The organism is Niallia tiangongensis (assembly GCF_044704065.1).
In the GTDB taxonomy this organism is placed as follows: domain Bacteria; phylum Bacillota; class Bacilli; order Bacillales; family Cytobacillaceae; genus Niallia; species Niallia tiangongensis.
Window position 1 is genome coordinate 887,189 of record NZ_CP162613.1, and the last position, 22,716, is coordinate 909,904.

17 protein-coding genes are annotated in these 22,716 nt (G+C 36.8%); 13 read left to right on the forward strand and 4 right to left on the reverse strand.

Annotated features, from left to right (window positions below):
* The first annotated feature begins 9 nt into the window (after nucleotides 1-9).
* Entirely contained in the window at nucleotides 10-1,017 is a 1,008-nt protein-coding gene (locus tag AB3U99_RS04370; RefSeq protein ID WP_400245777.1) for an SPFH domain-containing protein, read from the forward strand.
* A gap of 131 nt (nucleotides 1,018-1,148) precedes the next feature.
* Nucleotides 1,149-2,927, forward strand: a complete 1,779-nt coding sequence (locus AB3U99_RS04375) for a helix-turn-helix domain-containing protein (RefSeq protein WP_400245779.1) — start codon at nucleotides 1,149-1,151, stop codon at nucleotides 2,925-2,927.
* A gap of 127 nt (nucleotides 2,928-3,054) precedes the next feature.
* On the opposite strand, the gene AB3U99_RS04380 is transcribed toward AB3U99_RS04375, so the two are convergent.
* Together AB3U99_RS04380 and AB3U99_RS04385 are read right to left on the reverse strand one after the other, a co-directional pair.
* Nucleotides 3,055-4,266, reverse strand: coding sequence for a M20 family metallopeptidase (locus AB3U99_RS04380; RefSeq protein WP_400245781.1), 1,212 nt, complete (start codon nucleotides 4,264-4,266; stop codon nucleotides 3,055-3,057).
* 54 nt (nucleotides 4,267-4,320) lie between these two features.
* Nucleotides 4,321-5,877, reverse strand: coding sequence for an AbgT family transporter (locus AB3U99_RS04385; RefSeq protein WP_400245783.1), 1,557 nt, complete (start codon nucleotides 5,875-5,877; stop codon nucleotides 4,321-4,323).
* A 374-nt stretch (nucleotides 5,878-6,251) separates the two neighbouring features.
* Between AB3U99_RS04385 and AB3U99_RS04390 the strand changes: the two genes are divergently transcribed.
* A complete protein-coding gene (locus AB3U99_RS04390; RefSeq protein ID WP_400245785.1) occupies nucleotides 6,252-7,190 on the forward strand; it encodes a magnesium transporter CorA family protein in 939 nt (312 codons plus the stop codon).
* A gap of 80 nt (nucleotides 7,191-7,270) precedes the next feature.
* On the opposite strand, the gene AB3U99_RS04395 is transcribed toward AB3U99_RS04390, so the two are convergent.
* The gene (locus tag AB3U99_RS04395) at nucleotides 7,271-8,086 is read right to left on the reverse strand and encodes an AraC family transcriptional regulator (RefSeq protein ID WP_400245787.1); all 816 of its coding nucleotides are present in this window, start codon (nucleotides 8,084-8,086) and stop codon (nucleotides 7,271-7,273) included.
* A gap of 118 nt (nucleotides 8,087-8,204) precedes the next feature.
* Between AB3U99_RS04395 and AB3U99_RS04400 the strand changes: the two genes are divergently transcribed.
* A complete protein-coding gene (locus AB3U99_RS04400) occupies nucleotides 8,205-10,208 on the forward strand; it encodes a beta-galactosidase (protein WP_400245788.1) in 2,004 nt (667 codons plus the stop codon).
* A gap of 83 nt (nucleotides 10,209-10,291) precedes the next feature.
* Nucleotides 10,292-10,720 (forward strand): hypothetical protein, encoded by a 429-nt coding sequence (locus tag AB3U99_RS04405; RefSeq protein ID WP_400245790.1) that lies wholly within the window; start codon nucleotides 10,292-10,294, stop codon nucleotides 10,718-10,720.
* Here AB3U99_RS04405 and AB3U99_RS04410 read toward each other — a convergent pair.
* The gene (locus tag AB3U99_RS04410) at nucleotides 10,702-11,616 is read right to left on the reverse strand and encodes an ArsR/SmtB family transcription factor (protein WP_400245792.1); all 915 of its coding nucleotides are present in this window, start codon (nucleotides 11,614-11,616) and stop codon (nucleotides 10,702-10,704) included. The genes AB3U99_RS04405 and AB3U99_RS04410 overlap by 19 nt on opposite strands.
* A 291-nt stretch (nucleotides 11,617-11,907) precedes the next feature.
* On the opposite strand from AB3U99_RS04410, the gene AB3U99_RS04415 reads away from it, so the two are divergent.
* The 8 genes from AB3U99_RS04415 to AB3U99_RS04450 all read left to right on the forward strand — a co-directional run bounded on the left by AB3U99_RS04415 (nucleotide 11,908) and on the right by AB3U99_RS04450 (nucleotide 22,290).
* Nucleotides 11,908-13,359, forward strand: coding sequence for an alpha-N-arabinofuranosidase (locus AB3U99_RS04415; RefSeq protein ID WP_400245794.1), 1,452 nt, complete (start codon nucleotides 11,908-11,910; stop codon nucleotides 13,357-13,359).
* Nucleotide 13,360: 1 nt separating this feature from the next.
* Nucleotides 13,361-13,597, forward strand: coding sequence for a DUF6171 family protein (locus AB3U99_RS04420; RefSeq protein WP_400245796.1), 237 nt, complete (start codon nucleotides 13,361-13,363; stop codon nucleotides 13,595-13,597).
* Between the two features lie 219 nt (nucleotides 13,598-13,816).
* Nucleotides 13,817-15,556 (forward strand): ABC transporter ATP-binding protein, encoded by a 1,740-nt coding sequence (locus AB3U99_RS04425; protein ID WP_400245797.1) that lies wholly within the window; start codon nucleotides 13,817-13,819, stop codon nucleotides 15,554-15,556.
* Complete coding sequence (locus AB3U99_RS04430; protein ID WP_400245799.1) at nucleotides 15,553-17,355, forward strand: ABC transporter ATP-binding protein; 1,803 nt, start codon at nucleotides 15,553-15,555, stop codon at nucleotides 17,353-17,355. The genes AB3U99_RS04425 and AB3U99_RS04430 overlap by 4 nt, the downstream gene beginning before the upstream one ends.
* 652 nt (nucleotides 17,356-18,007) lie before the next feature.
* The gene (locus AB3U99_RS04435; protein ID WP_400245801.1) at nucleotides 18,008-19,105 is read left to right on the forward strand and encodes a threonine aldolase family protein; all 1,098 of its coding nucleotides are present in this window, start codon (nucleotides 18,008-18,010) and stop codon (nucleotides 19,103-19,105) included.
* A complete protein-coding gene (locus AB3U99_RS04440; RefSeq protein WP_400245803.1) occupies nucleotides 19,105-19,527 on the forward strand; it encodes a GNAT family N-acetyltransferase in 423 nt (140 codons plus the stop codon). The genes AB3U99_RS04435 and AB3U99_RS04440 overlap by 1 nt, the downstream gene beginning before the upstream one ends.
* Nucleotides 19,528-19,739: 212 nt before the next feature.
* Complete coding sequence (locus tag AB3U99_RS04445; protein WP_400245804.1) at nucleotides 19,740-21,818, forward strand: ABC transporter permease subunit; 2,079 nt, start codon at nucleotides 19,740-19,742, stop codon at nucleotides 21,816-21,818.
* On the forward strand, nucleotides 21,790-22,290 hold the full coding sequence (locus AB3U99_RS04450) for a GNAT family N-acetyltransferase (protein WP_400245806.1): 501 nt from the start codon (nucleotides 21,790-21,792) through the stop codon (nucleotides 22,288-22,290). Before AB3U99_RS04445 ends, AB3U99_RS04450 begins: the two co-directional genes overlap by 29 nt.
* The last annotated feature ends 426 nt before the right edge of the window (nucleotides 22,291-22,716 follow it).

Below are 22,716 nucleotides of genomic sequence, written 5' to 3' on the forward strand. Positions count from 1 at the left end.
GACAAAAAAGTGTCATTTTTTCGCAATCAATTTGCAAATGTAGTGGAATGGGAAGAATTCAGAGAAGATATGATCTTCTATAAATGGAATAATCGTGAAATTAAGAAGGGGAGTAAATTAATTATTCGTCCTGGCCAAGACGCCATTTTTCTAAACAATGGTAGCATAGAGGGAGCTTTCCAAGAGGATGGAGAGTATGATATTGAGTCACAAATTGTCCCTTTTTTATCTACTTTAAAAGGATTTAAATTTGGATTTAACAGTGGAATGCGTGTAGAGGTATTATTCGTAAATACAAAGGAATTTACCGTTAAATGGGGTACGAAAAATGCGATAAATATTCCGGCAGTTGGACTTCCGGGTGGAATGCCAATTCGAGCGAATGGAACTTTTCAGTTTAAAGTAAATGATTATATTTCTTTAATTGATAAAATCGCCGGAATTAAAAATCAATATTTAGTGGAAGATGTAAAAATTCGCATTATCTCGGTCCTAGACCAGCTTCTTATGAAGTGGATTGTCACAGAAGGCAAGGATATGTTTAATTTACAGGCAAATGCTTTTGAAATTGCGAAAGGCATCAAAGATGATCTAGATAGTCAAATGGGAGAAAGTGGTCTTACTATTACTGGCTTCCAAATCATGAGCTTCAGTTATCCAAAGGAAGTTCAGGAAATGATTAATAAAAATGCTTCCCACGGAATGGTCGGCAATATTGATAAGTATCAGCAAATTTCCATGATTGATAGCATGTCCAACGGGAAAAATTCTGGCGGTGGAGCTGCATCTGATATGGCTGGAATGATGATGGGCATGAATATGGCCAATCAAATGATGGATAAAATGAATAAACAAAGTCAAAACCAGCCGCAAACACAGAATCAAAATCAACAACAAACACCAGAAACAGCACCACCGAATGAAGAGAAAAAGCAACGACCAAATTTCTGTCCAAATTGCGGGACGAAAACAGGAGAAGGAAACTTCTGCTCAAATTGTGGATATAAGCTCGTATAGTAAGGATAACAGGACGGTTCTAGTAAATAGAGAATTGTCCTGTTTATTTTTCATGGGAATTTTCTTAACAAAAAATAAATTTAAGGAGATAATAGTTACATAATTGAAATAAGCAATAAAGAGGGTAGCAAATGAGCAGTGAGAATAATATGGAGCGTCGATTAAATACATTTATACAAGTTTCAAAAAATATTACGACGAATGATAGTCTAAAGGAATTAATTCAGCAAATTATCGAAGACGTCATTGGAGCTATTGATAAAGCAGATGCAGGTTTTTTATTACTTTGGAATGAGGAAAATCAGTATTTAGAAATTGAGGCTGCTGTCAATTTTAAGGAAGATATTTACTTGCAGAATAAGCTGCTAGAAGGAGAAGGAATTAGCGGAACTGTTTTTGCAGAAGGTAAAAGCATGCTAATTAATACAATCGAAGAAATTGAAAAAGCGATGTCTAATATGCGTAATAAGACTCTTCAATATTACTTAAAATCGACGGTTCATGCTTTAATGCCAGTTAGCTGTATGTCTGTTTTACTTGTATATCAGCAGCAAAAAATTGGTGTTCTTACGATTGATAACTTTAAAAATGATGGCTTTTTTACAGAAGAGGATTTGCGGTTTTTAGAAGCAATTGGTAGTCAGATAGCGATCTCTATTGTAAATGCACGTGCTTTCTACGAAAAACAGCAAAGAGCTCTGCAATTAGAAACAATTCTTAAACTGCATAATCAATTAAATGAGACAGTGCTAGAAGGAAACGGGATGCAATCACTTGTAAAAAGTCTTGCCCGAAATCCAAATGATTTCATTTATTATTTTGATTCATTAGGTCGACTTGATATATCTCATCCAACTTCTAGCGGCGATGTTTCATTTTTAAGCGACTGGCTTAGGGAAAATCGGAAAGTCCTGCAAATCCAGCAGCTACAGAAAATATATGAAGGGAAGGAGTTGTTTGGACAGGCATTATCTGTGCAATCTTCATTTGGAACAATTGGTTATTTAGTGATTACAGGAAAAAGCGTTCCACTCGATATTGTGGGAGAGCTTTCCTTTCAGCATGCTGCTTCTATTATTGCGATTGAGCAAATAAAGCTCCAAGAACAATTAAAGAGCAGACAAGCGGAAAAGGAAGCTTTATTAAAAGATATTTTAAACGTGAATTTAACCACAGAGGTTCAAGGTTATTTAAAAAAGCAGGAGATGATTCCTTCCAAGTACTTTGTCTTTCTTGTAATCAAAAGCAATCAGCATTCCTTTGAAGAACTAATTCAGTTTAATTTGCTAGAGGAAGGGATGCGGCAAGTATTCAAAAAAGATTTTTCGGTGATGATTTTTCCTAACCGAAATAAACTGTTTCTACTGTTAGGAGCAAAGAAGGAAGAAGCGGGGAATGTTCAAGTCATTAAACAATATGTAGACCGGTTACAAGCGAGCTATAAGGATATACTCGTTTATATTGGCCGTCCGGTTTACTCCATGCGTCACCTCCCCATCTCCTATAAAGATGCGGAATTATTAGAGAAAGAAATGGATCATTTTCAAGGAGAGGAAACGGTGTTTGACTTTCAAGCTCTTGGCTATAAGCGCTACTTGTTTAATGTACCAGAAGAAGAAGCAGAATACTTTGTAGAAAATATTTTGGGACCCATTCTTTCCCAAGTGAATAATCGAACAAAAAATGAATGGTTGAGTACCTTACAAAGCTACTTATATTCGAATAAAAATGTCTCAAAAACAGCTGAAATAATGCATCTTCACCAAAATACGGTCTACTATCGAATTCAACAAATTCAGGAAAAATTGCACTGTGACTTTGATAATCTAGACGACTTAACCAATTTAAAGGTAGCGTTGTTTTTGTATGAACAACAAGAACAAGGAACGATGGGGAATGAAGAATATTAACAACAGCATTACGGAAACATCTCTTTTAAAAAGCTATTGAAAAGCCAAACAATCAAACGAAAACTTTCGTGTAATTGTTTGGCTTTGTCTTTAGCTGAAATACATATGTCCCAGCTTCTTTTTCCTTTTATTCGTTGATCAAGCTTTCTTGTTTAATTTCGACAGATTCATTCTTTAAATAGTTTAATGATGCAGTCCCTAGTGTCTTGGCTGCGATGAGAAGTGACCGTTCATCAATATTGAATTTCGGATGATGATGTGGATAGACTTCCTCCCAGTTAGGATCCATTGCACCTGTAAAGAAGAAAGCACCTTTTACATGCTGCAAGTAATACGCAAAATCTTCTCCGCCCATAATTGGATCGCAAATTCTTACTTGTTGAACTTCCTCAATTTGTTCGGCATGTTTGATGATAAAGTCTGTTTCTTCTTTATGATTTACAACTGCAGGATAGCCACGTTTAAAACGATAATCATAAGATGCGCCAACCATTTGGCATGATGCCTGGATGACATTTCCGATTTCCTTCTCAATTAAATCACGAGCTTCATCGTGGAATGTACGTGCTGTTCCACTTAATTTTACTGTATCGGCAATAACATTGAAGGGATTTTGAGCTACAAAGTTACAAACAGAAACAACAGCAGGATGTAATGGATTCACGCGTCTTGAGACAATTTGCTGCACATTGGTGATAAATTGGGCACCGATCATAATCGCATCTTTTGTCATATGTGGTTCCGATCCATGACCCCCTTTTCCTTGAATGGTAATATCAAATTGGTCTGCAGCTGCCATTAGAGGACCAGCGTTAATCATGATGTTTCCAACTGGTTCTGTTGCCCATAGATGGGTTCCAAAAATCACGTCTACACCTTCTAAACAACCATCCTCAATCATTGCAATGGCACCACCTGGAGATAATTCCTCTGCAAATTGATGAATAAACACGATGTTTCCTTCGATGTCTGCTTGCAGCTTGTTCAATGCTTTTGCTAAAACTAATAAAGTAGCAGTATGACCATCATGACCACATGCATGCATAACGCCGTCTACCTTGGATTTATAGGGGATATCATTTTCCTCTTGGATAGCAAGTGCATCAAAGTCCGCCCGTAATGCAACGGTTTTACCTGGTTTGCTGCCTCTAAGTGTAGCAACAACCCCACGACCGCCGACACCTGTTCTTACTTCATGCCCTAATTTTTGATGATATTCTGCAATATAAGCAGGTGTATATACTTCATGATAGGATAATTCTGGATGTTCATGGAGATGACGACGAATGTCAATCATCTCTTGTTCGTATTCTTTTAATAGTGAAAATAATGCTTCCATGTTACTTACCCCTCATTTCCATTTTTACAGGCTGCTCGTCGTAATTCGTTTAAATTATTTTAAGAAGATAGGATCCCCTGGTCCTAAAGGAAGTCCACATAAATACCAGATGGAGAATAAGAGAATCCAGCTAATCGCAAAGAAGATGGAATACGGAAGTAAAGCAGATATTAAAGTTCCAATCCCAATCGACTTATCGTGTTTTCTTGCAAAGGCTAAAAGTATGGCAAAGTAAGCAAGCATTGGCGTGATTGGATTTGTGATAGAATCTCCAATTCGATAAGCCATTTGTGTTAATGCTGGGCTATAGCCTAAATACATAAACATTGGTACAAAGATTGTAGAGAGTAATGCCCATTTTGCTGATGCACTGGCAATTAATAGATTAATAAAGGAACAAATAATGATGAAGCCAATAATCATTGGCAGGCCAGTAAAGTTCATCGCTTGAAGCAATTCGGCACCTTTAATCGCAAGAATCGGACCAATATTACTCCAGCTAAAGTAAGCAATCATTTGTGCAGCGACAAAAGCTAGCACGATAAACGGAGCTAAGTCTGCAATGGATTTAAATAATTTTTCTGCCACATCTTTATCATTTTTAACCGTTTTGGAACCAATACCATATGCTAAAGCAGGTAATAAAAAGAAAAATAGCATGATAGGAACGATGGAAGACATAAATGGTGAGTTAATAACAGAGCCTGTCTCTAAATCACGTAACCAACCATTTCTTGGAATAACCATTAATAAAATGACAGCAAAATAGATGATTAGGGTAATACCTGCAAAACGTAGACCTCTTTTTTCATTGGCAGTTACTTGATCTAGTTTTTGTACCACTCCTGTGTATTTTCCAAAGCGCGGTTCCACAAATTTCACCGTAACCCAAGTAGTGACAGCAACTAATACAAAGGTAGAAATGATTAAGAAATAATAATTCATCGTCGGATTTCCAACATAATTTGGATCTACCGTTTTTGCTGCTTGTTCAGTAATGCCGGCTACTAATACATCTAACGAATTTAGAATCAGATTTGCACTATAGCCACCAGCGATAGCTGCATAGGTAGCGATAAGGCCGACAATTGGACTTCTTCCCACACTCATAAAGATGAGAGCTGCAATAGGAGGGAACACGATAAATGCTGCATCAGCAGCAATATTGCCAAGGATTCCTGTTAAAACAATTACAGGAAGGATTAATTTTTTAGGTGCACTTAACACCGTTCTTTTCATAACCGTTTGGATAAGACCTGTCGTTTCTGCAAGACCAACACCTAACATAATGACTAATACTAGTCCAAATGGAGGGAAGGAAGTGAAGTTGCTCACCATACTTGTTAAGATTTGAATAATGCCTTCACGATTCAGTAAATTAACTACTTCAATTGTTTCGCCTGAGCTCGGATTCGTAGCAGAGACACCAATTAAGGATAGTAAATAAGAAGCAATTAAAATAATAGCTGACATGATGACAAATAACGTAATAGGATCAGGTAACTTATTACCTGCACGTTCAATGACGTTTAAAAATCTGTCCGCTAGTTTTGTTTTGCTAGGCGGAGTTGGTTCGGCATAATTTGGACGTTTTTTTGCTAATTCGCTCATATGTACCTCCGTATCGTAGGGTATTTTTAGATTTTTTTAAATTATACGAATATTTAAGAAAATAATCTATGGAATAAATTCTAAATTTATTCATTATTTTTGTGTTGGGACACAAAGATAGATAGGTAGGAAAGTTTCACCTTTTCTGTTTACAATAAATAAATTATAAAGTAGTATGTAATAGGTTTAAAGATTACTAATAAGGAGTTGAATTTTTATGAGTACTCGAATGTGTTTGGAACCTGAACCGGAACCCACGGCCATGAAAGAGGAAGTCAGGAATAGCCCTTCCTTTATAAGTTTGAATACTGATAAAGATTCAACTTTTTTTGGCAGAGAATTTTGACTTCCTCTACAATAGAGGAGGTAAAAGCATGAGAAAAATTTATATTTCTACTGAAGAAGGAATGCTGAAAGAAACGGATAGCATGTTGAATGGCTGCTGGATCAATTTAATTGCACCAACGGAAAATGAAATCACGGAAATTGCTACCGGTTTAGATATTTCATTAGCGTTTATGAAAGATCCCTTGGATGAAGAAGAGCGTTCAAGAATTGAAAAGGATGGGGAAAATGTATTAATTATTGTTAATCTTCCTCTTGTTTCCTTTGATGAGAAAAATATGCCAATTTATGACACAATCCCATTAGGTATGATTATTGCGAAGAATTGCTTTATTACGGTTTGCTTAAAGGACAATCCAATATTTCATCAATTTTCAGAAGGCAGAATGAAGAGCTTTTTTACGTATAAAAAGACACGGTTTTCCTTGCAAATCCTATACTGTATGGCAACTGCATATTTAAAATATTTAAAGCAAATCAGCAAAAAGACAGATAGTATTGAAAAAGAACTTCACCAGTCCATGAAGAATAAAGAGTTATTTTCTTTGCTTAATATAGAAAAAAGCTTAGTATACTTTACCACTTCCTTAAAATCGAATAATATTGTCATGCAAAAAATGCTCAAAAGCAATTACTTGAAAATGTATGAAGATGATCAAGAATTGCTAGAGGATGTCATTATTGAGAATCAGCAGGCAATTGAGATGGCTGAAACCCATATGTCTATTTTAAGTGGTATGATGGACGCTTTTGCTTCTGTTATTTCCAATAATGTTAATATCGTGATGAAATTTTTAACATCCTTTACGATTATTTTGTCCTTGCCAACAATGGTTGCGAGCTTCTATGGAATGAATGTTCATATCCCATTTCAAGATGTTCCCTATTCTTTTACAATCGCGATTATGATTTCTTTCCTTTTATCAGGAGTAACTGCTTTGATATTTTGGAAGAAGCGGTTTTTTTAATAAGGAAGCCTGCTCGTCTGTGCTAGTTGCCTTTATTAATATATTGTTAACTCCTCCATTTTGAAGTGGAGGAGTTTTTTCTAATAAAAGGAGCGGAATTCTTTAGGGGTATATCCAGTTTCTTTTTTAAAGGTTGCTACAAAATGACTTGTATCATTGAATCCGGTTAGAAATGTAATGTCTTTTATTTTCAAATCGCGATTTGTGACTAAAATTTCTTTTGCCTTTTTGATACGATAAGCAAGGACATATTGATAGACAGAGACACCGATAAATCGTCTGAAAAGTTTGTTTAAATATTGTGGTGAAATAAAGAGACTTTTCGCTAAATCAGCGATGGCACATTTTTCTCTGTAATTGGATTGGATCCATTGAATACTTGGCGATATATATTGATGATATAAATCATTTGTTTGAAATGTTCGGTGTAACCCATGATCTCTAATGTTTAATAAGAAGGTATACACATCAATAGACAGCTTTTGATGTATGGAATTTTTGTTTTCTTTTTTTATATGGGACAACATTCTTTTCGTCCACTCACTATAGGAAAAATCAAGACAGTCATTTGCAAGATAAAAGGAATCTGTACCAAGTATTTTGGCTATACTTGGAGCGAATGTACCGTTAATAGTCAAAAAATTTGTCTTCCATCCCTTTGCTGAAATAGCTTCATAAAAATGGGAAACAAATGGGGCTATTAGAATCCCTTCAGAAGGTTTTAACCGAATTTTCTCCTGTCCAATGGTAACTTCTCCTAATCCTTCCTCTGTTTGTAGCCAATGATAATAGGGATAGCCTTCTTCTCTTATAACCATTTCCTGTTCCCATTTATAGCCAATACTTTCAATCGAAAAAGGATTGAAATCATCCAATAAATTAAAATGAACCTCCATTTATGTATCCCCTTACAATAGTTTCATATTTTTATATAAACTAGTTACTCTTATTATACTTTTTCTCCTTTGTCCTATCTATAATGAATGTATGAAAAATGACGACGGAGGGATGGAAATGGAGAAGAAATTCTTTAATCGTATATTATATGGTGGAGATTATAATCCAAATCAATGGTCAAAGGATATTTGGGAAGAGGATATGCGCATCTTTAAAAAAGCAGGCATTAATTCGGCAACGATTAATGTTTTTTCATGGGCGAAAATCCAGCTCTCGGAAGAAGCGTATTATTTTGAAGAATTAGACGAAATCATCGAAATGTTAAGTAAGGATAAGCATGATATTATTCTCGCTACGTCTACAGCTTCTTTGCCTGCATGGATGGTGAAAAAATATCCTGAAGTGGCGCGAACCGATTATGAAGGAAGACATCATAAGTTTGGACAAAGACATAATGCCTGTCCGAATAGTCTTGTTTATCAGAAGTTTGCTCGCAAATTGGCGGGAAAACTAGCAGAAAGATACGGAAGTAATCCCCATGTAACCTGTTGGCATATTAATAATGAGTATGGCGGCGAGTGCTATTGCGAAAACTGTGAGAAGGCATTTCGTGTATGGCTGAAAGATCGTTATAAAACGATTGAAGCACTAAACAAAGCATGGAACCTAGAATTCTGGGGTCATACTATTTATGAGTGGGATGAAGTAGTATTGCCGAATGCACTAAGTGAAGGAATTGGCAGCGATAAAACCGCTTTTGCGGGAATATCAATTGATTATCGCCGTTTTAACTCGGACAGTATGCTGGAAAATTACAAGATGGAACGAAATGCGATTCGGAAATATGATGCTGATACGCCAATCACTACAAATTTAATGGGAACTTATAAAAATTTAGATTACTTTAAATGGGCAAAAGAGATGGATATTGTTTCATGGGACAATTATCCAAGCTATAATACGCCATTAAGCTATACGGCGATGTGTCATGATCTAATGCGTGGTCTTAAAGATGGTCAACCATTTATGTTAATGGAACAAACACCAAGTCAACAAAACTGGCAGCCATATAATTCTTTAAAACGACCAGGGAAAATGCGTGCCCAAAGCTACCAGACACTTGCCCATGGAGCGGACACCATCCAATTTTTCCAATTACGTCGTTCAGTAGGTGCGTGTGAAAAATTCCATGGTGCAGTTATTGAGCATGTTGGACATGAAAATACACGAGTATTTCGAGAAGTGATGGCACTAGGAAAAGAACTGGAGCAATTAAGGGAGATTATAGGCTCAACAATAAATAGTCAAGTCGGCATCATCTTTGACTGGGAAAATTATTGGGCGCTGGAGTATACGAGTGGACCAAATAAAGATTTAACCTATGTAGACCAAATTCATCAGTACTATCAATATTTTTATAATAAAAATATTCCAGTCGATATGCTGTCGGTTGATAGTGACCTTTCTAAGTATGATTTGGTAGTTGCCCCCGTTCTCTATATGATGAAAGCTGGCTTGGCAGAGCGCATCACAGCATTTGTTGAAAAGGGAGGGCAGTTTGTCACTACCTTTATGAGCGGTATCGTTAATGAATCAGATAATGTATACCTTGGAGGATACCCAGGACCATTGCGCGAAATAGCAGGAATATGGGTAGAAGAAATTGATGCATTAGCTCCAGAGCAAAAGAATGGCGTTGAATTTAAGGATGGAAATGCATATACCTGTGAGTTGTTATGTGACATTATCCATCTAGAAGGTGCAGAGACCATTGCCACCTATAAAGAAGATTTTTACGGTGATACCCCAGCGATTACGAAAAATTCGTATGGTAAAGGGAATGTCTGGTATGTTGGTACCCAAGTAGAGCAAGATGGCATTGCCCATTTATTCAATCAAGTGATAGCAGAAACGAATGTAAAACCAATTTGTTCGAATGGAGAAGGACTCGAAATCACGAAAAGAGAGACAACGGATTCTTCTTATTATTTTGTCATTAATCAAAATACAAAAAAGCAATTATTACCAGAAGAGCTAGTTGGAAAGCGAAATCTTTTAACAGGAGAAATTGTGAAGGAAGCAGTGGAGCTAGGGCAATTTGATGTGCTTTTATTGAAATAGAGGTTTTGAGATTTTGAGGCTACACCGATTAAAGTTCGGTGTGGCTTTTGTTGTGGTTTTGGTGTGTGGAGGAAAGGCGTGTAATGGTTGTTGCTATGCTGGATGAAAGCCGGAATTTTTGGGGGAAAGAGGGAAAAGTGGCGTTCATCAAGGGAATGAAAACCACAATTCAAGGGAGAAGCAGGAAAAGTGGCGTTCATCAAGGAGATGAAAACCACAATCCAAAACAGAAGCAGGAAAAGTGGCGTTCATCAAGCAAAAGAAAACCAAAATCCAAAACAGAAGCAAAAAAAAAGGTGTTCATCATGCAGATGAACGCCGAAATCTTAACAGGAAGCAAAAAAAAGGCGTTCATCCAAAGAAGGAAAACCAAAATTTCAAGTAAAAAAGAAAAAGTGTCTTTTATAAACACCTCTTCTCCAGAACCGAAAGAACCATTAACTACTCACTTCACTCACTCTTCGCACAACAAAAGGATGATTTCCCCATTCCATCACACAGGATTACTATAATAAGTAATAAAATTTATATCTTGATCGTAATTCCCAAACCCTTTTCCAAATAAAGTAACGCCTCCAAGATTTTGGGCATCTTCTTTTATTTCTACCTTTAGATCCCACATCCCTCGTTGTTCATCACGAAACTCGTCAATGGTAGTGTCTGATAATTTTTTTCCATCTGCATAAACACCATGCTTGGTGATGCGGATAGTAAGCAAGATGCCGTATTGATTGGTTTCATTTGGCCACCAATCAGGGGTGAAGCGGCCTCTTGTATCAGAGAAGTCTCCTGGGCTAGTCCAGGTACATAGCTCTTTTCCATTTAAGGAAAAAGTAATGTCAGATGGCCAAACATTATTGGAATATGGAAACTCAGACGATGCTTCTAATACAACATCTATCATCTCAAGCTTATCCGTCTCTTTTAAAATAGACGGAATGCGATATTCAATAAATCCCTTTGTAAACCAAAGGATAGCTGCTTGATTTTTTTGTGGATCCATAAAGTATTTAGGATCGTCATATTCGCCAATCGATTTTGTTGTAGTAGCAAGTCCACAGGTTGGATAAACATCAAAATTAAAATAATGTCCAACAGGAATTTCTTGTTTATAGCTTTCATAGGCAGAGTAGATCTTTTGCGGAAATTGTATTTCGATTCGATCTACTTTTAAGATAACGACTTTTTGTAGACCGGATTTACCAGGGATTGTTTCGGTTTTCACTAAACCTGCATCGCTCATTTTTGTGATATGTCTACTGACTATCGCACTACTTATATTCAATTCTTTTGCTAATTCCCCAATATTCATTTTTTTCTTGGATAATAATTTAATAATGTTTATTCGAGTAGGACTGGATAGAACCTCGTACACAGGGATAGAATTTTCCGATATATCTAAATGCATGTGTGATTCCCCCTTTTATTACTCTTATATTACTACAGTGATAAGATAATGGCAAAAGAATTTATTTTATATAACTGATTAGTTAACTAAAATAATTAAAAATATTAAAATAGTATACTAATAAGTTATTGACAACGGTTTCAAATTATAATATATTTTATTCGTAAGTTTATCTTTGAAGTATGTAACTGGCAATGGATAATGAGTTAGACGTAAAGGAGGAAATGATACATAGATTAGCCTGTTATCTATTCACGTTTTTCCAAAAAATAATAATGGAGGAATAACAATATGCAAGTAAATTTATTATTAGATAAACAAGGACCGAAGATTAGTAAACACATTTATGGACAATTTGCGGAACATTTAGGGCGGTGCATTTACGAAGGAGTATGGGTTGGCAAAGATTCAGATATTCCAAATGTAAATGGAATTCGTAAAGATGTAGTGGCAGCATTAAAGGAAATTCAAGTACCAGTAGTTCGCTGGCCAGGTGGTTGCTTTGCGGATGAATATCATTGGAAGGATGGAATTGGGCCAGCTGAGAACAGAAGTACAATAGTTAATACACATTGGGGTGGCGTAACAGAAAATAACCACTTCGGTACACACGAGTTTTTTGAATTAATCCGTCAGTTAGAATGTGAAGCATATATTAACGGGAACGTTGGTAGTGGAACTGTTCAGGAAATGCAAGAATGGGTCGAGTATATGACGATGAACGGAGAGTCGCCAATGGCAAATCTTCGTAGAGAAAATGGTCAAGAGGAAGCATGGAAAGTAGAATTTTTTGGAGTAGGAAACGAGTCTTGGGGCTGCGGCGGAAATATGCGTCCTGAATATTATGCAGACTTATACCGTAGATATCAGACATATGTGCGTAAGTATGGAGAGCATAATATTTATAAAATTGCTTGTGGTCCCAATGTAGATGACTACAATTGGACAGAGGTATTGATGAAAAATGCGGCAAGATTTATGGACGGACTTAGCCTACATCATTATTCTATCCCAACAAGAGTATGGCAGGATAAAGGAATGGCGTTAGATTTCCCAGAAGAACAATGGTATTCCGTTTTAGAACATGCACAGTATATGGACGAGTTAATTACAAAGCATAGTACAATTATGGATAAGTATGATCCAGAAAAACGTGTTGGCCTAATCGTAGATGAGTGGGGCGCTTGGTATAACGTAGAACCTGGCACAAACCCAGGCTTCTTATATCAACAAAACACGATTCGTGATGCAATGCTAGCTGCTATTACGTTAAATATTTTCCATAAGCATGCAGACCGAGTCCATATGGCGAATATTGCGCAAATGGTGAATGTATTGCAGGCAATGATCTTAACAGAAGGGGAAAAAATGATCAAAACCCCTACTTATCATGTCTTCGATTTGTATAAACATCATCAGGATGCAGAGTTAGTTGATTCTTATGGAGATGAAAGTAACCATGTAACATACACAGCTTCTAAGAAGGACGGAAAATTAACAGTTTCCCTATGTAACTATGATTTAACGGAAACGAGAGAAATTACACTTTCCAGAAAAGAAGGGGAATTTGTAGTAGTAGAAGCAGAATATATTACTGCTGATACAATGAATGCCCATAATACATTTGAACAACCAGATGTTGTAGCAAAAAAAGAGTTTACTAGTTATATAGTAGAGAACGATACATTAAAGGTCACTTTACCACCTATGAGTGTAGCAAGCATCGTAACAAAGGAAAATTAAGATGGCTTGTGTGGGTTGTGAGATAAAGGAACAAGTTAGTCGACTAGATGTTGACGCACTTGTTCGAGAACAGCTTTCCTTCGAAATAGATTTAGCCGAGGAGGAAGTAAGAGATCAGCGGTTGAGCATATGTGAACAATGTGAGCACCTAAATCAACACACATGTGGAAAATGCGGATGCTTTGTCCGCTTCCGTGCTAGCTTAGAAAAGAAAAGCTGTCCAGTTCGAAAATGGTAGCTTTAGATATTAGACAACCGTGAATATTACTTTATAAATAAGAACGGAATAAATATTTTTGCGAAGGTTAGCGTATTGCTGCCTTCTTTTTTTGTGTACCTATTAAGGTAGCCTTTTTTTTTACGAAAAATAAATTTCATAATCCGAAATTTTTTCGCGAATTATAGTGAATATTTTCATTATTTGTAATACAATAACTCTTTGTGGGGAGGAGAAAGAATGAACTTATTAAGAACTACTTTACAGCATTTTAAACCATATTGGCGTAAGTTATTGATTGCCTTATTTTTCTCATTAGTTGGTGGTGCCTTTACGATTTTGCCGCCGATTTTTGTAGGGAAATTGGTGGATGAAGTAATTGGAGACAAAGCATTAGCATTTATTTTATGGATAGTATTCGGAATATTAGCAGCATTTTTAGGAAAGGCGCTATTTGAATCCTTACAAGAATTTGTCCAGGTGAAAATTGGATTTGATGTGATTACAGATATGCAAATTCGTGCGTTTAAAAGGCTTCACAGAACACCGATGTCCTTTTTCTCAAAGACGCCTCGTGGGGATATGCTATATCGACTAACCCATGATGTAGAATCGATACAAAATTTAAATAATACGGTTGTACCTAGGATTCTTCAACAAGTAATTAGTGCAGTAGCAGCTTTTATCACGGTATTTGCGATATACTGGCCTGCTGCGATTGTGATGTTCATTGTATTTGCCATTTATATTCTCCCATCCTTTAAGTTAGGGAAAACAATGCGGAAAATGAGTGCGGTACAAAGAGATATGAGTGCTGACATGTATCAGCATTTGCAGGAAAGTATCGAGAGTGTTCGTTTAGTAAGAACCTATCAAACGCAAAAAGAGGAGATTGCTACACAGGAAAAGAAACTGACCAATTGGAAAAATTATTCTATTCGAGCGGCTTTAATTGGAAAAGTCAATTGGCGTCTAGGGAATTTATTTAATATCGCTACTCCTGGTGTCGTGATGCTGATTGGTGGATTAGCCATTTGGCAAGGGAATATTACCGTTGGAACACTCGTTTCTTGTTTGAACTTTATTCCAATCATGTTCCAGCCTGTTCGTTCCTTAGCGGAAAATGCCTTAACGATTCAACAGGCAATTCCAGCGTTGCAAAGAATATACGAATACTTTGATCTGCCAGAAGAGCATGAACAAAATCTTCCGAATTTTGGTGCAGTTCAAGGGCAATTAGATTTAGATAATATTTGGTTTTCCTATCCAGGGAGCGACAAGCAAGTTTTAAAAGGTGTATCTGTTTCAGTAGAAACCGGTAAGCATATCGGCATCGTTGGCACGAGTGGTGGAGGGAAAAGTACGCTTATTCAAATTTTGCTTGGTCTATATGAGCCGGAGAAAGGCACAGTGACCATTGATGGGAAAAATTTATTTGCCTTTAACCGCAATAGTTTTCGCAGGCAGGTTGGAGTAGTCTCACAGGAAACCTTCCTATTAAATAGTACGCTTCGCAATAATCTTCTTTATGGAAAGCCTGATGCAACGGTGGAAGAGCTGGAGCAGGCTGTTGAAGCAGCAGGATTAAAGGAGTTAATTGATTCCTTGGAGGATAAGTATGAAACGGTTGTTGGAGAACGTGGCTTGAAGCTTTCTGGGGGACAAAGACAACGAGTTGCCCTTGCAAGAGCGATTTTGCGTCAGCCACCAGTGTTAATTTTTGACGAAGCTACATCTTCCTTAGATGGAGAAACGGAAGAAAAGGTTCAAGACTCGCTGGAGCAATTAATTCCAGGAAGAACGACAATTACCATTGCCCATCGATTGATTACAGTTAGAAAGGCGGATACGATTCTGCTGCTTGATCAAGGAATGGTTGCCGAACAAGGTACACATGAAGAACTATTAGCCTTAAAAGGGCAGTATTATCAATTATATCGAGCACAATATAGCGAGCTAGAGAAGGAGATGATTGGATGAGTAAGCAGAATATCTCCAAACAAAAGAAAATCGGTGATGGCAAACGTGTTATTCAATTTTTAATGCCCTATAAAAAATGGGTAATTGGAGATTCGCTTGTTATTGCTATTAGCCAAGTTTTTTCAGCATTAATACCGACTTTAGCACTGAGCTGGCTGATCGATACGATTCTTCCAAGTGAGAATAATACGTGGCTATGGGGATTAATGTGGCTACTGGTATTATCTGCAGTATTAGATTTAGGCATGATGATCATTGATGAATATTTTTGCCATATTACTGCGAAGTCTGTGACAAATAGACAAAAGCTACGATTATTTGGGCATTTGCAAGTGCTACCTTTTTCGTTTTATCAAAATAATTCATCAGGAGAATTATTAGCACGAACTTCTGATGATCCAGATACCCTTCATAATTTTTTAGCATGGGAAGGGTCAACTTTTATGGCAAGTGCACAAGGGGTAGTGATTTATAGTATTGTATTGCTGTTCATCCATCCTTATTTAATGATCACAAGTGTTGTTCTTGGAATTCTGTTTTACTGGGCATCCAACTATTTAGGGGCTAGAACGCGAGCTGCATCCGCGGATGCTAGGGCAGAAGCTTCCAGATATTTAGAGAGATTAAGAGAATCTGTAACAGGTATTCATCTATCACGAGTAATGGGTGTTTCCGATAGTGAAGTGGAAAGTGTTGTTTCCATTAGGGATTCTTTTGTAAAACATTCTTTACGAGAATTAAAAGCAAGAATGCAATCAGTAGTTGTGATTGCAAGCTATAACGGCTTTGCATTAGGACTTGTTTATTTTATCAGTACTCTCCTTATCTGGAATGCTGATTTAACTAGCGGGCAAATGTTAACAGCAGGCGGGTTAGTAACGATTGCAGCAAATGAAATGCAACGTCTCCTTCGGAATTGGCTTTCAGTCAGACGAACAGGACCTGCTTTGGATCGTTCCGATATCTTGCTTTCTCAATCTGTATCAGAAGCAGAAACGAAGCAAGGGGTAAGAGGAGAAAGAGCAAGTGGCGATGTGCGCATGAAGGACGTGTCTTTCGTTTATCCGGATAAAGAAGAGAGTGTATTAAAAGGTGTTTCTTTTGATATTAAGGCAGGGGAAAAAATAGCGTTAGTTGGTCCGAGTGGTTCTGGGAAATCAACGATTATTGATTTGCTCTTTCGATTATATGACACAACAAAGGGTTCTATTGAAGTAGATGGTCGAGAGATTCGAGAATGGGATACAGACTGGCTTCGCTCGCAAATGGCAATTGTTACACAGGATGTACAAATGCGAAGTGGCACGTTGGCAGATAATTTACGAATCGGAAAATCAGATGCTACAGACAGAGAATTGTATGATGTTCTCCGTGCGAGTGGTTTAGGCGAATTACTAGATACCCTTCCAGATGGACTGAACACAAAGGTCGGAGAAAGAGGAAGCTTACTGTCTGGCGGGCAGAAACAGCGTCTATCTTTAGCGCGGGCAATTTTGAAAGATGCACCAATCCTTGTATTGGATGAAGCGAGTTCAGCGCTAGATCCTATTACAGAAGCAAAAATTAATGAAGTAGTTTTAAAAACAGCGAAGAAACAAACGATTTTCATTATTTCCCACCGACTATCAACAGTACTATCTGCAGATCGTATTATCGTATTAGATAAAGGTGTAATAGTCGAAGAAGGTACACATAACGAGCTATTAAAAAATAATAATGGCGTATACACACGACTATTCAAGCGGGAAGCAGATATTGGAGAGGCGACTGTTAATCAGAAAGAAACACAGCTTATTTAAATAATGGCAAAGAACAGTATTTCTTTTGGGGATTACTGTTCTTTTCGTATGGTTGATTTTTTTTAAGACGAAATAAAGTTGGAGAAAGAGGGGTTCTCAGAGCCCGTTTTGTCAAAAGAGGAAGGAGAAAGGTAATAGAGAAGGCCGCTCTGAGCCCGTTTTGTCAAAAGAGGAAGGAGAAAGGTAATAGAGAAGGCCGCTCTGAGCCCGTTTTGTCAAAAGAGGAAGGAGAAAGGTAATAGAGAAGGGTGCTCTGAGCCCGTTTTGTCAAAAGAGGAAGGAGAAAGGTAATAGAGAAGGCTGCTCTGAGCCCGTTTTGTTAAAAGAGGAAGGAGAAAGGTAACAGAGAAGGCTGCTCTGAACCTGTTTTGTCAAAAGAGGAAGGAGAAAGGTAACAGAGAAGACCGCTCTGAGCCCGTTTTGTCAAAAGAGGAAGGAGAAAGGTAACAGAGAAGGCCACTCTGAGCCCGTTTCGTCAAAAGAGGAAGGAAAAAGGTAATAGAGAGGTCCGCTCTGAGCCCGAGTTGGCATTAGAGCTAGGCAAAAGGTAACTGACTCTTCCCGACAGAGCCCGCTTCCTATTTTTCAAGAAAGTAAAAAGTGCTATAGTTATCATATCGTCAAAATATTCTGAGAGAGTAGGGGAAATACCATGAAAAATACATTAAGAGAATCCTATAACAAAACCGCCTATAAATTAGGTAATCATGGCAAAAGAAATGTACAAGTACTAAAAGAAGCGTTCCAGCAAATAGACGAAAATGTAGAAAGTGATATGTATGGACAAGGACAAATAATAGAAGACTTTCAGCAAAAAATGGCCAATCTTTTCGGAAAGGAAACAGCAGTTTTTTTTCCAAGTGGAACAATGGCACAGCAAATTGCTTTACGAATATGGTGTGATGAAAAAGATTTAGGGAAGGTTGCCTATCATCCATTAAGTCATTTAGAAATTCATGAACAAGATGGATTAAAGAAGCTTCATAAAATCGAAACCATTCTATTAGCTGATGAAACGAGAGTAATAGAATTAGAAGATATTAGGCAAATGGAGAATGGAGTTGCCTGTGTGCTGTTAGAATTGCCTCAGCGTGAAATTGGTGGTCAATTACCAAGCTTTGAGACATTAGAGGAAATTTCTCGTTATTGCAAAGAGCATGGAATTAAACTCCATCTCGATGGGGCAAGATTATTGGAAGTGCTCCCCTACTATCAAAAAACAGCAGCCGAGCTATGTGCGTTATTTGATAGTGTTTATATGTCTTTCTATAAAGGAATCGGCGGAATTGCCGGGGCAATATTAGCTGGAAGTAAGGAATTTACAAGCCAATCAAAGGTTTGGAAACGACGATATGGCGGTGACTTAATCAGTTTATATCCATATATTTTGTCTGCAGATTATTATTACGAGAAACGAGCGCATAAAATGGCTGAATACTATGAATCTGCCCAAGAGCTAGCAGCATTTTTTAACGGATGTGAAGGAATTAGTACACTTCCAATTGTGCCAGTTTCTAATATGTTCCATGTGCATTTTGATTTGGATAAAGAAGCAGTAGAGACTATTTTGACAGATATTCAAGAAATAATGGGAATAGGAATAAGTGGCTATGTAAAAGAAATAGCTGAAAATACTTCTTCTTTTGAAATTAGCCTAGGTGATGCCTATCAAGAAGTTCCGATAGAGGCGGTTCGAAAAATGTTTGGTTTACTAGCAGAAAAAATAAGCGAAAGAAGGAGGGGGGAATAATGGAAATAATCCAGCAATGGGTTCAAGAGGATAGTGATTATATTAGAAAAAAACTGGTTGCTTATAATATGGAGCAGCTGCCAGAAAAATTAAAAAGTCCCTATGAAAATATTAGTTTTGTTGTAAAAGATGATAATGGCACAATTGTGGCTGGGGTTACTGGTCATATGTTTTGGCATCATATGCATGTTGATTTCTTATGGGTGGATGCAAGTGTTAGAAAAGCAGGATATGGCAGCAAGCTTTTAGCGAAGATGGAACAGACTGCGAAAGAAAATGCGTGTGCATTTATCTATTTAGATACCTTTAGCTTTCAAGCACCAGCCTTTTACGAAAAGCATGGCTACGAAGTATTCGGGACTTTAGATCGTTTTCCGGAAGGCGTAAAACAATACTTTTTGCAGAAAAGATTAGTGGAATAGAAAAAGTCTGAAAGTGAAGAAGAGGATTGGTTGATAAATTGAAATTTTGGCTGGTATATCATAAATTTCACTGATATTAGATTTAGCAAGCCTTATTTCCCTATCCCTTCACCCTAATTTGGAAAAAATAGGGTTGATTAGTAATCGATATATTCCTATAATTTGAATAGTAAGAATTCTTAGTCGGTAGTAAAGAAAAAGAAAGGAGATCTATGAGAAAATTTGCGAAATTAATCATCTATTATTTACTTGGCATGATTGCAATACTTGCTTTAAGCGTTTTTCCAAAATATTTTCAAATGAGAAATTTTCCAGAGGGAGAGGGATATTTTTCAACACTGCTGTCTTTTTTATCAAAGGAATTTTTTCAGAAGGATAGATGGGTATATTCCTTAAATGGGGTAGATGAAAAGCCAATTTTGGATGTTTTATGGCCGGCTTTTGTTTATTCGATGGAAATTCTATTTGGTGCATTATTGCTAGGATGTGCTGTTGCTTTTATTTTATCACTCTTCTCTTTTTTTCTACCCAAATTTCTATTGCAGCCAATAAAAAGAATCCTAGATTTCATTGAATCAATTCCAGACATAATTATTGCGACACTTCTGCAAGCTCTAGTCATCTTTATTTTTGTACATACTGGTGTAGAGATATTTGAAGTGGCCAGTTATTCAGATAAGGCATATTTAGGTCCGATTATTACCCTTGCTATTCTTCCTGCCATTTCATTATTCAAAATTCTTATCCTGATGATGGAAGAAGAATTTTTGAAGATGTATGTAACTTTTGCAAGAAGTAAAGGGATTCACAACTTTCCGATTTTACTGAAACACATACTTCGAAATATTATTCCAGTCTCGTTCCATCATTTGAAAATAATTATATGGGGATTGTTATCTAGTCAATTTATTATCGAACGGCTCTTTAATGTACATGGATTTACTTATTTTCTAGTAGAAAGCTTTTCGCCAATGACGATTGCTGTGTCCCTGCTGCTTATATTCACGCCGTTTTTTATTATTTTTCAACTAGTCGATATCGTGATGAACGAGGAGAAAGAACCGACACGTGAACTGAAAAAGGAAGCATGGAAAGAGAAGCTGACCTTTACGCATTTCGCTTCTTCCTCTAAAGTATTTCTTATTAATATCAAGGATGGATTCCAACAGTTTAGCTGGAGAAGCCTTTCCTTGATTCGTCCAGTAATGTGGGTAGGAAAGATGTTTGGCGTACATATGAAGAACTGGAAATTTGCTGTGGGAAGCTTGTTTTTTATCGTGGTAATTGGGTATAGCATTCTTTACTCTGTCACAACTAATAATCATGTTGATCAAATGAACTTATTATATGCAGAAGATGGAGCGACCCTAATTGCTGCTCCGCCGTTTGCGCCAACAGAACCTTTTTTCTTTGGGTCTGACAAAATGGGCTATAGCCTTTTTGATCAAATTGTTATTGGGGCAAAATATACCTTGCTTTTTGCCCTGCTTATTGCATTTTTACGAGTAATTGGTGGATTACTGTTTGCTGTTGTTTATTCTTTTCATGTCAAACCTCAAGTGCAGCATTGGCTGGCAAAGATGGTAGATTCCATTCACTTTATGCCATTAAGCTTGATTGCCTATATTTTGCTAAGACCGATTCTGTTACCTGGCTTTGACGGATTCAGCTATTCCTTTTGGGAAAGGGTCTTTTTAGAAACGATGATTTTGACTTTACTAGTTGTCCCTTTAACTACTGTATTATTAGGGAAAGAAATCAATCGCGTGCTTGATTATGAATTTATTGCAAGCGCTAAGGTGATGGGCGGTGGGAAATTTCAAATCTTTACTCGGCATATTCTCCCCCACTTAGGTCCAAGACTTACCATTCTTTTTGGACAGCAATTTATCCAAGTGCTGTTAATCTTTATGCATTTAGGCATTTTTGATTATTTCTTTGGTGGAACTAAATTGTCCATGGACCCCATGTTTGCAGATCCTCCTCAATCATCTACCTATGAATGGTCTGGATTAATAGGACAGGTTGGCAGAGGAGCCCTTGCTTCTGGACGGTACTGGTATTTATTTATACTTGTTCCATTTATTATTGCCATTTTTGCAATGCAGCTGATTGTACAAGGGGTAAAAGAGGTTCAGCAAGTAAAAGTGGGAGTAGTCTTTAAACAACCAAGTGCTCAGAGGAAAAAACAAAAGACAGAATCAAATGCTGTAGTTCCATCCATTACAAAAGAAAGTTTTACACAGATAGGGAGAGAGTCAAATGGAAATCAGGCAATTACACCTCCATGATGCAAAAGCATATTTTGCACTAAGATTAGAAGCGCTGAAAACAAATCCAGAAGCATTTGGATCAAGCTATGAGGAAGAAAAAGACTATTCAATCAGTCGAACGGAGAACCGGTTAACCGATCCCACTTCTTTTGTATTTGGGGCATTTGCTGAAAATAATCTAGTCGGTGTCTTGACCTTAATGAAGGATACGAAACAAAAAATGAGTCACCGTGGCCATTTATATGCAGCTTATGTTACCCCTTTACACAGAGGTAAAGGTGTCGGGAAACAGTTAGTACAAATAGCAATTAATAAAGCACAGAAGTTACAAGAGATAGAGCAGTTATATTTAGAAGTAGTTTCTGATAATATCCAAGCCAAAAAGTTATATGAGTCCTTGGGGTTTGAAACATATGGAATGGATCGAAAAGCATTAAAAGTTAGTGGGAAATATTATGATGAAACATTAATGGTTCTCTATTTATATTAGATTTTAGACTGTGGTTATACTTTTACTAGTAGAAGTTTGACCACAGTTTTATTTTTTAATAGGGGGACTGTACAAATAAAATAAAAGAAAATATTATCATAAAAAAATTTTTAAAATATAAACAATTGAGTAAAAAGTCCGATATATTATTTGTAAATAAAATTGAATTATTCTGTAAATTACTTTAGTATTGTACATATAAAGTAATAAAGTACCTTGTTTTTAGTGAATCTCTAATTCTATTTTACTAGTTAATAAAGCGCGATAGTTTAATTTTAATGAAATAGATGAAGACAAACAAAGCATATTATTTTTATAAAAAAGGAGAGAATAAACATAAAAAACCAAAATCACTATTTCGGAATATACTAGAATTTGTTTCGAGATAAGTAAGCGGAATAAAACTCTTAGTAGTAGGGGTCTTAA

Coding starts and splice junctions, on each gene's coding strand:
- AB3U99_RS04375 (WP_400245779.1), top strand. CDS start 1,149: ATGAGCAGTGAGAATAATATGGAGCGTCGATTAAATACATTTATACAA.
- AB3U99_RS04380 (WP_400245781.1), bottom strand. CDS start 4,266: ATGGAAGCATTATTTTCACTATTAAAAGAATACGAACAAGAGATGATT.
- AB3U99_RS04385 (WP_400245783.1), bottom strand. CDS start 5,877: ATGAGCGAATTAGCAAAAAAACGTCCAAATTATGCCGAACCAACTCCG.
- AB3U99_RS04390 (WP_400245785.1), top strand. CDS start 6,252: ATGAGAAAAATTTATATTTCTACTGAAGAAGGAATGCTGAAAGAAACG.
- AB3U99_RS04395 (WP_400245787.1), bottom strand. CDS start 8,086: ATGGAGGTTCATTTTAATTTATTGGATGATTTCAATCCTTTTTCGATT.
- AB3U99_RS04400 (WP_400245788.1), top strand. CDS start 8,205: ATGGAGAAGAAATTCTTTAATCGTATATTATATGGTGGAGATTATAAT.
- AB3U99_RS04405 (WP_400245790.1), top strand. CDS start 10,292: ATGGTTGTTGCTATGCTGGATGAAAGCCGGAATTTTTGGGGGAAAGAG.
- AB3U99_RS04410 (WP_400245792.1), bottom strand. CDS start 11,616: ATGCATTTAGATATATCGGAAAATTCTATCCCTGTGTACGAGGTTCTA.
- AB3U99_RS04415 (WP_400245794.1), top strand. CDS start 11,908: ATGCAAGTAAATTTATTATTAGATAAACAAGGACCGAAGATTAGTAAA.
- AB3U99_RS04420 (WP_400245796.1), top strand. CDS start 13,361: ATGGCTTGTGTGGGTTGTGAGATAAAGGAACAAGTTAGTCGACTAGAT.
- AB3U99_RS04425 (WP_400245797.1), top strand. CDS start 13,817: ATGAACTTATTAAGAACTACTTTACAGCATTTTAAACCATATTGGCGT.
- AB3U99_RS04430 (WP_400245799.1), top strand. CDS start 15,553: ATGAGTAAGCAGAATATCTCCAAACAAAAGAAAATCGGTGATGGCAAA.
- AB3U99_RS04435 (WP_400245801.1), top strand. CDS start 18,008: ATGAAAAATACATTAAGAGAATCCTATAACAAAACCGCCTATAAATTA.
- AB3U99_RS04440 (WP_400245803.1), top strand. CDS start 19,105: ATGGAAATAATCCAGCAATGGGTTCAAGAGGATAGTGATTATATTAGA.
- AB3U99_RS04445 (WP_400245804.1), top strand. CDS start 19,740: ATGAGAAAATTTGCGAAATTAATCATCTATTATTTACTTGGCATGATT.
- AB3U99_RS04450 (WP_400245806.1), top strand. CDS start 21,790: ATGGAAATCAGGCAATTACACCTCCATGATGCAAAAGCATATTTTGCA.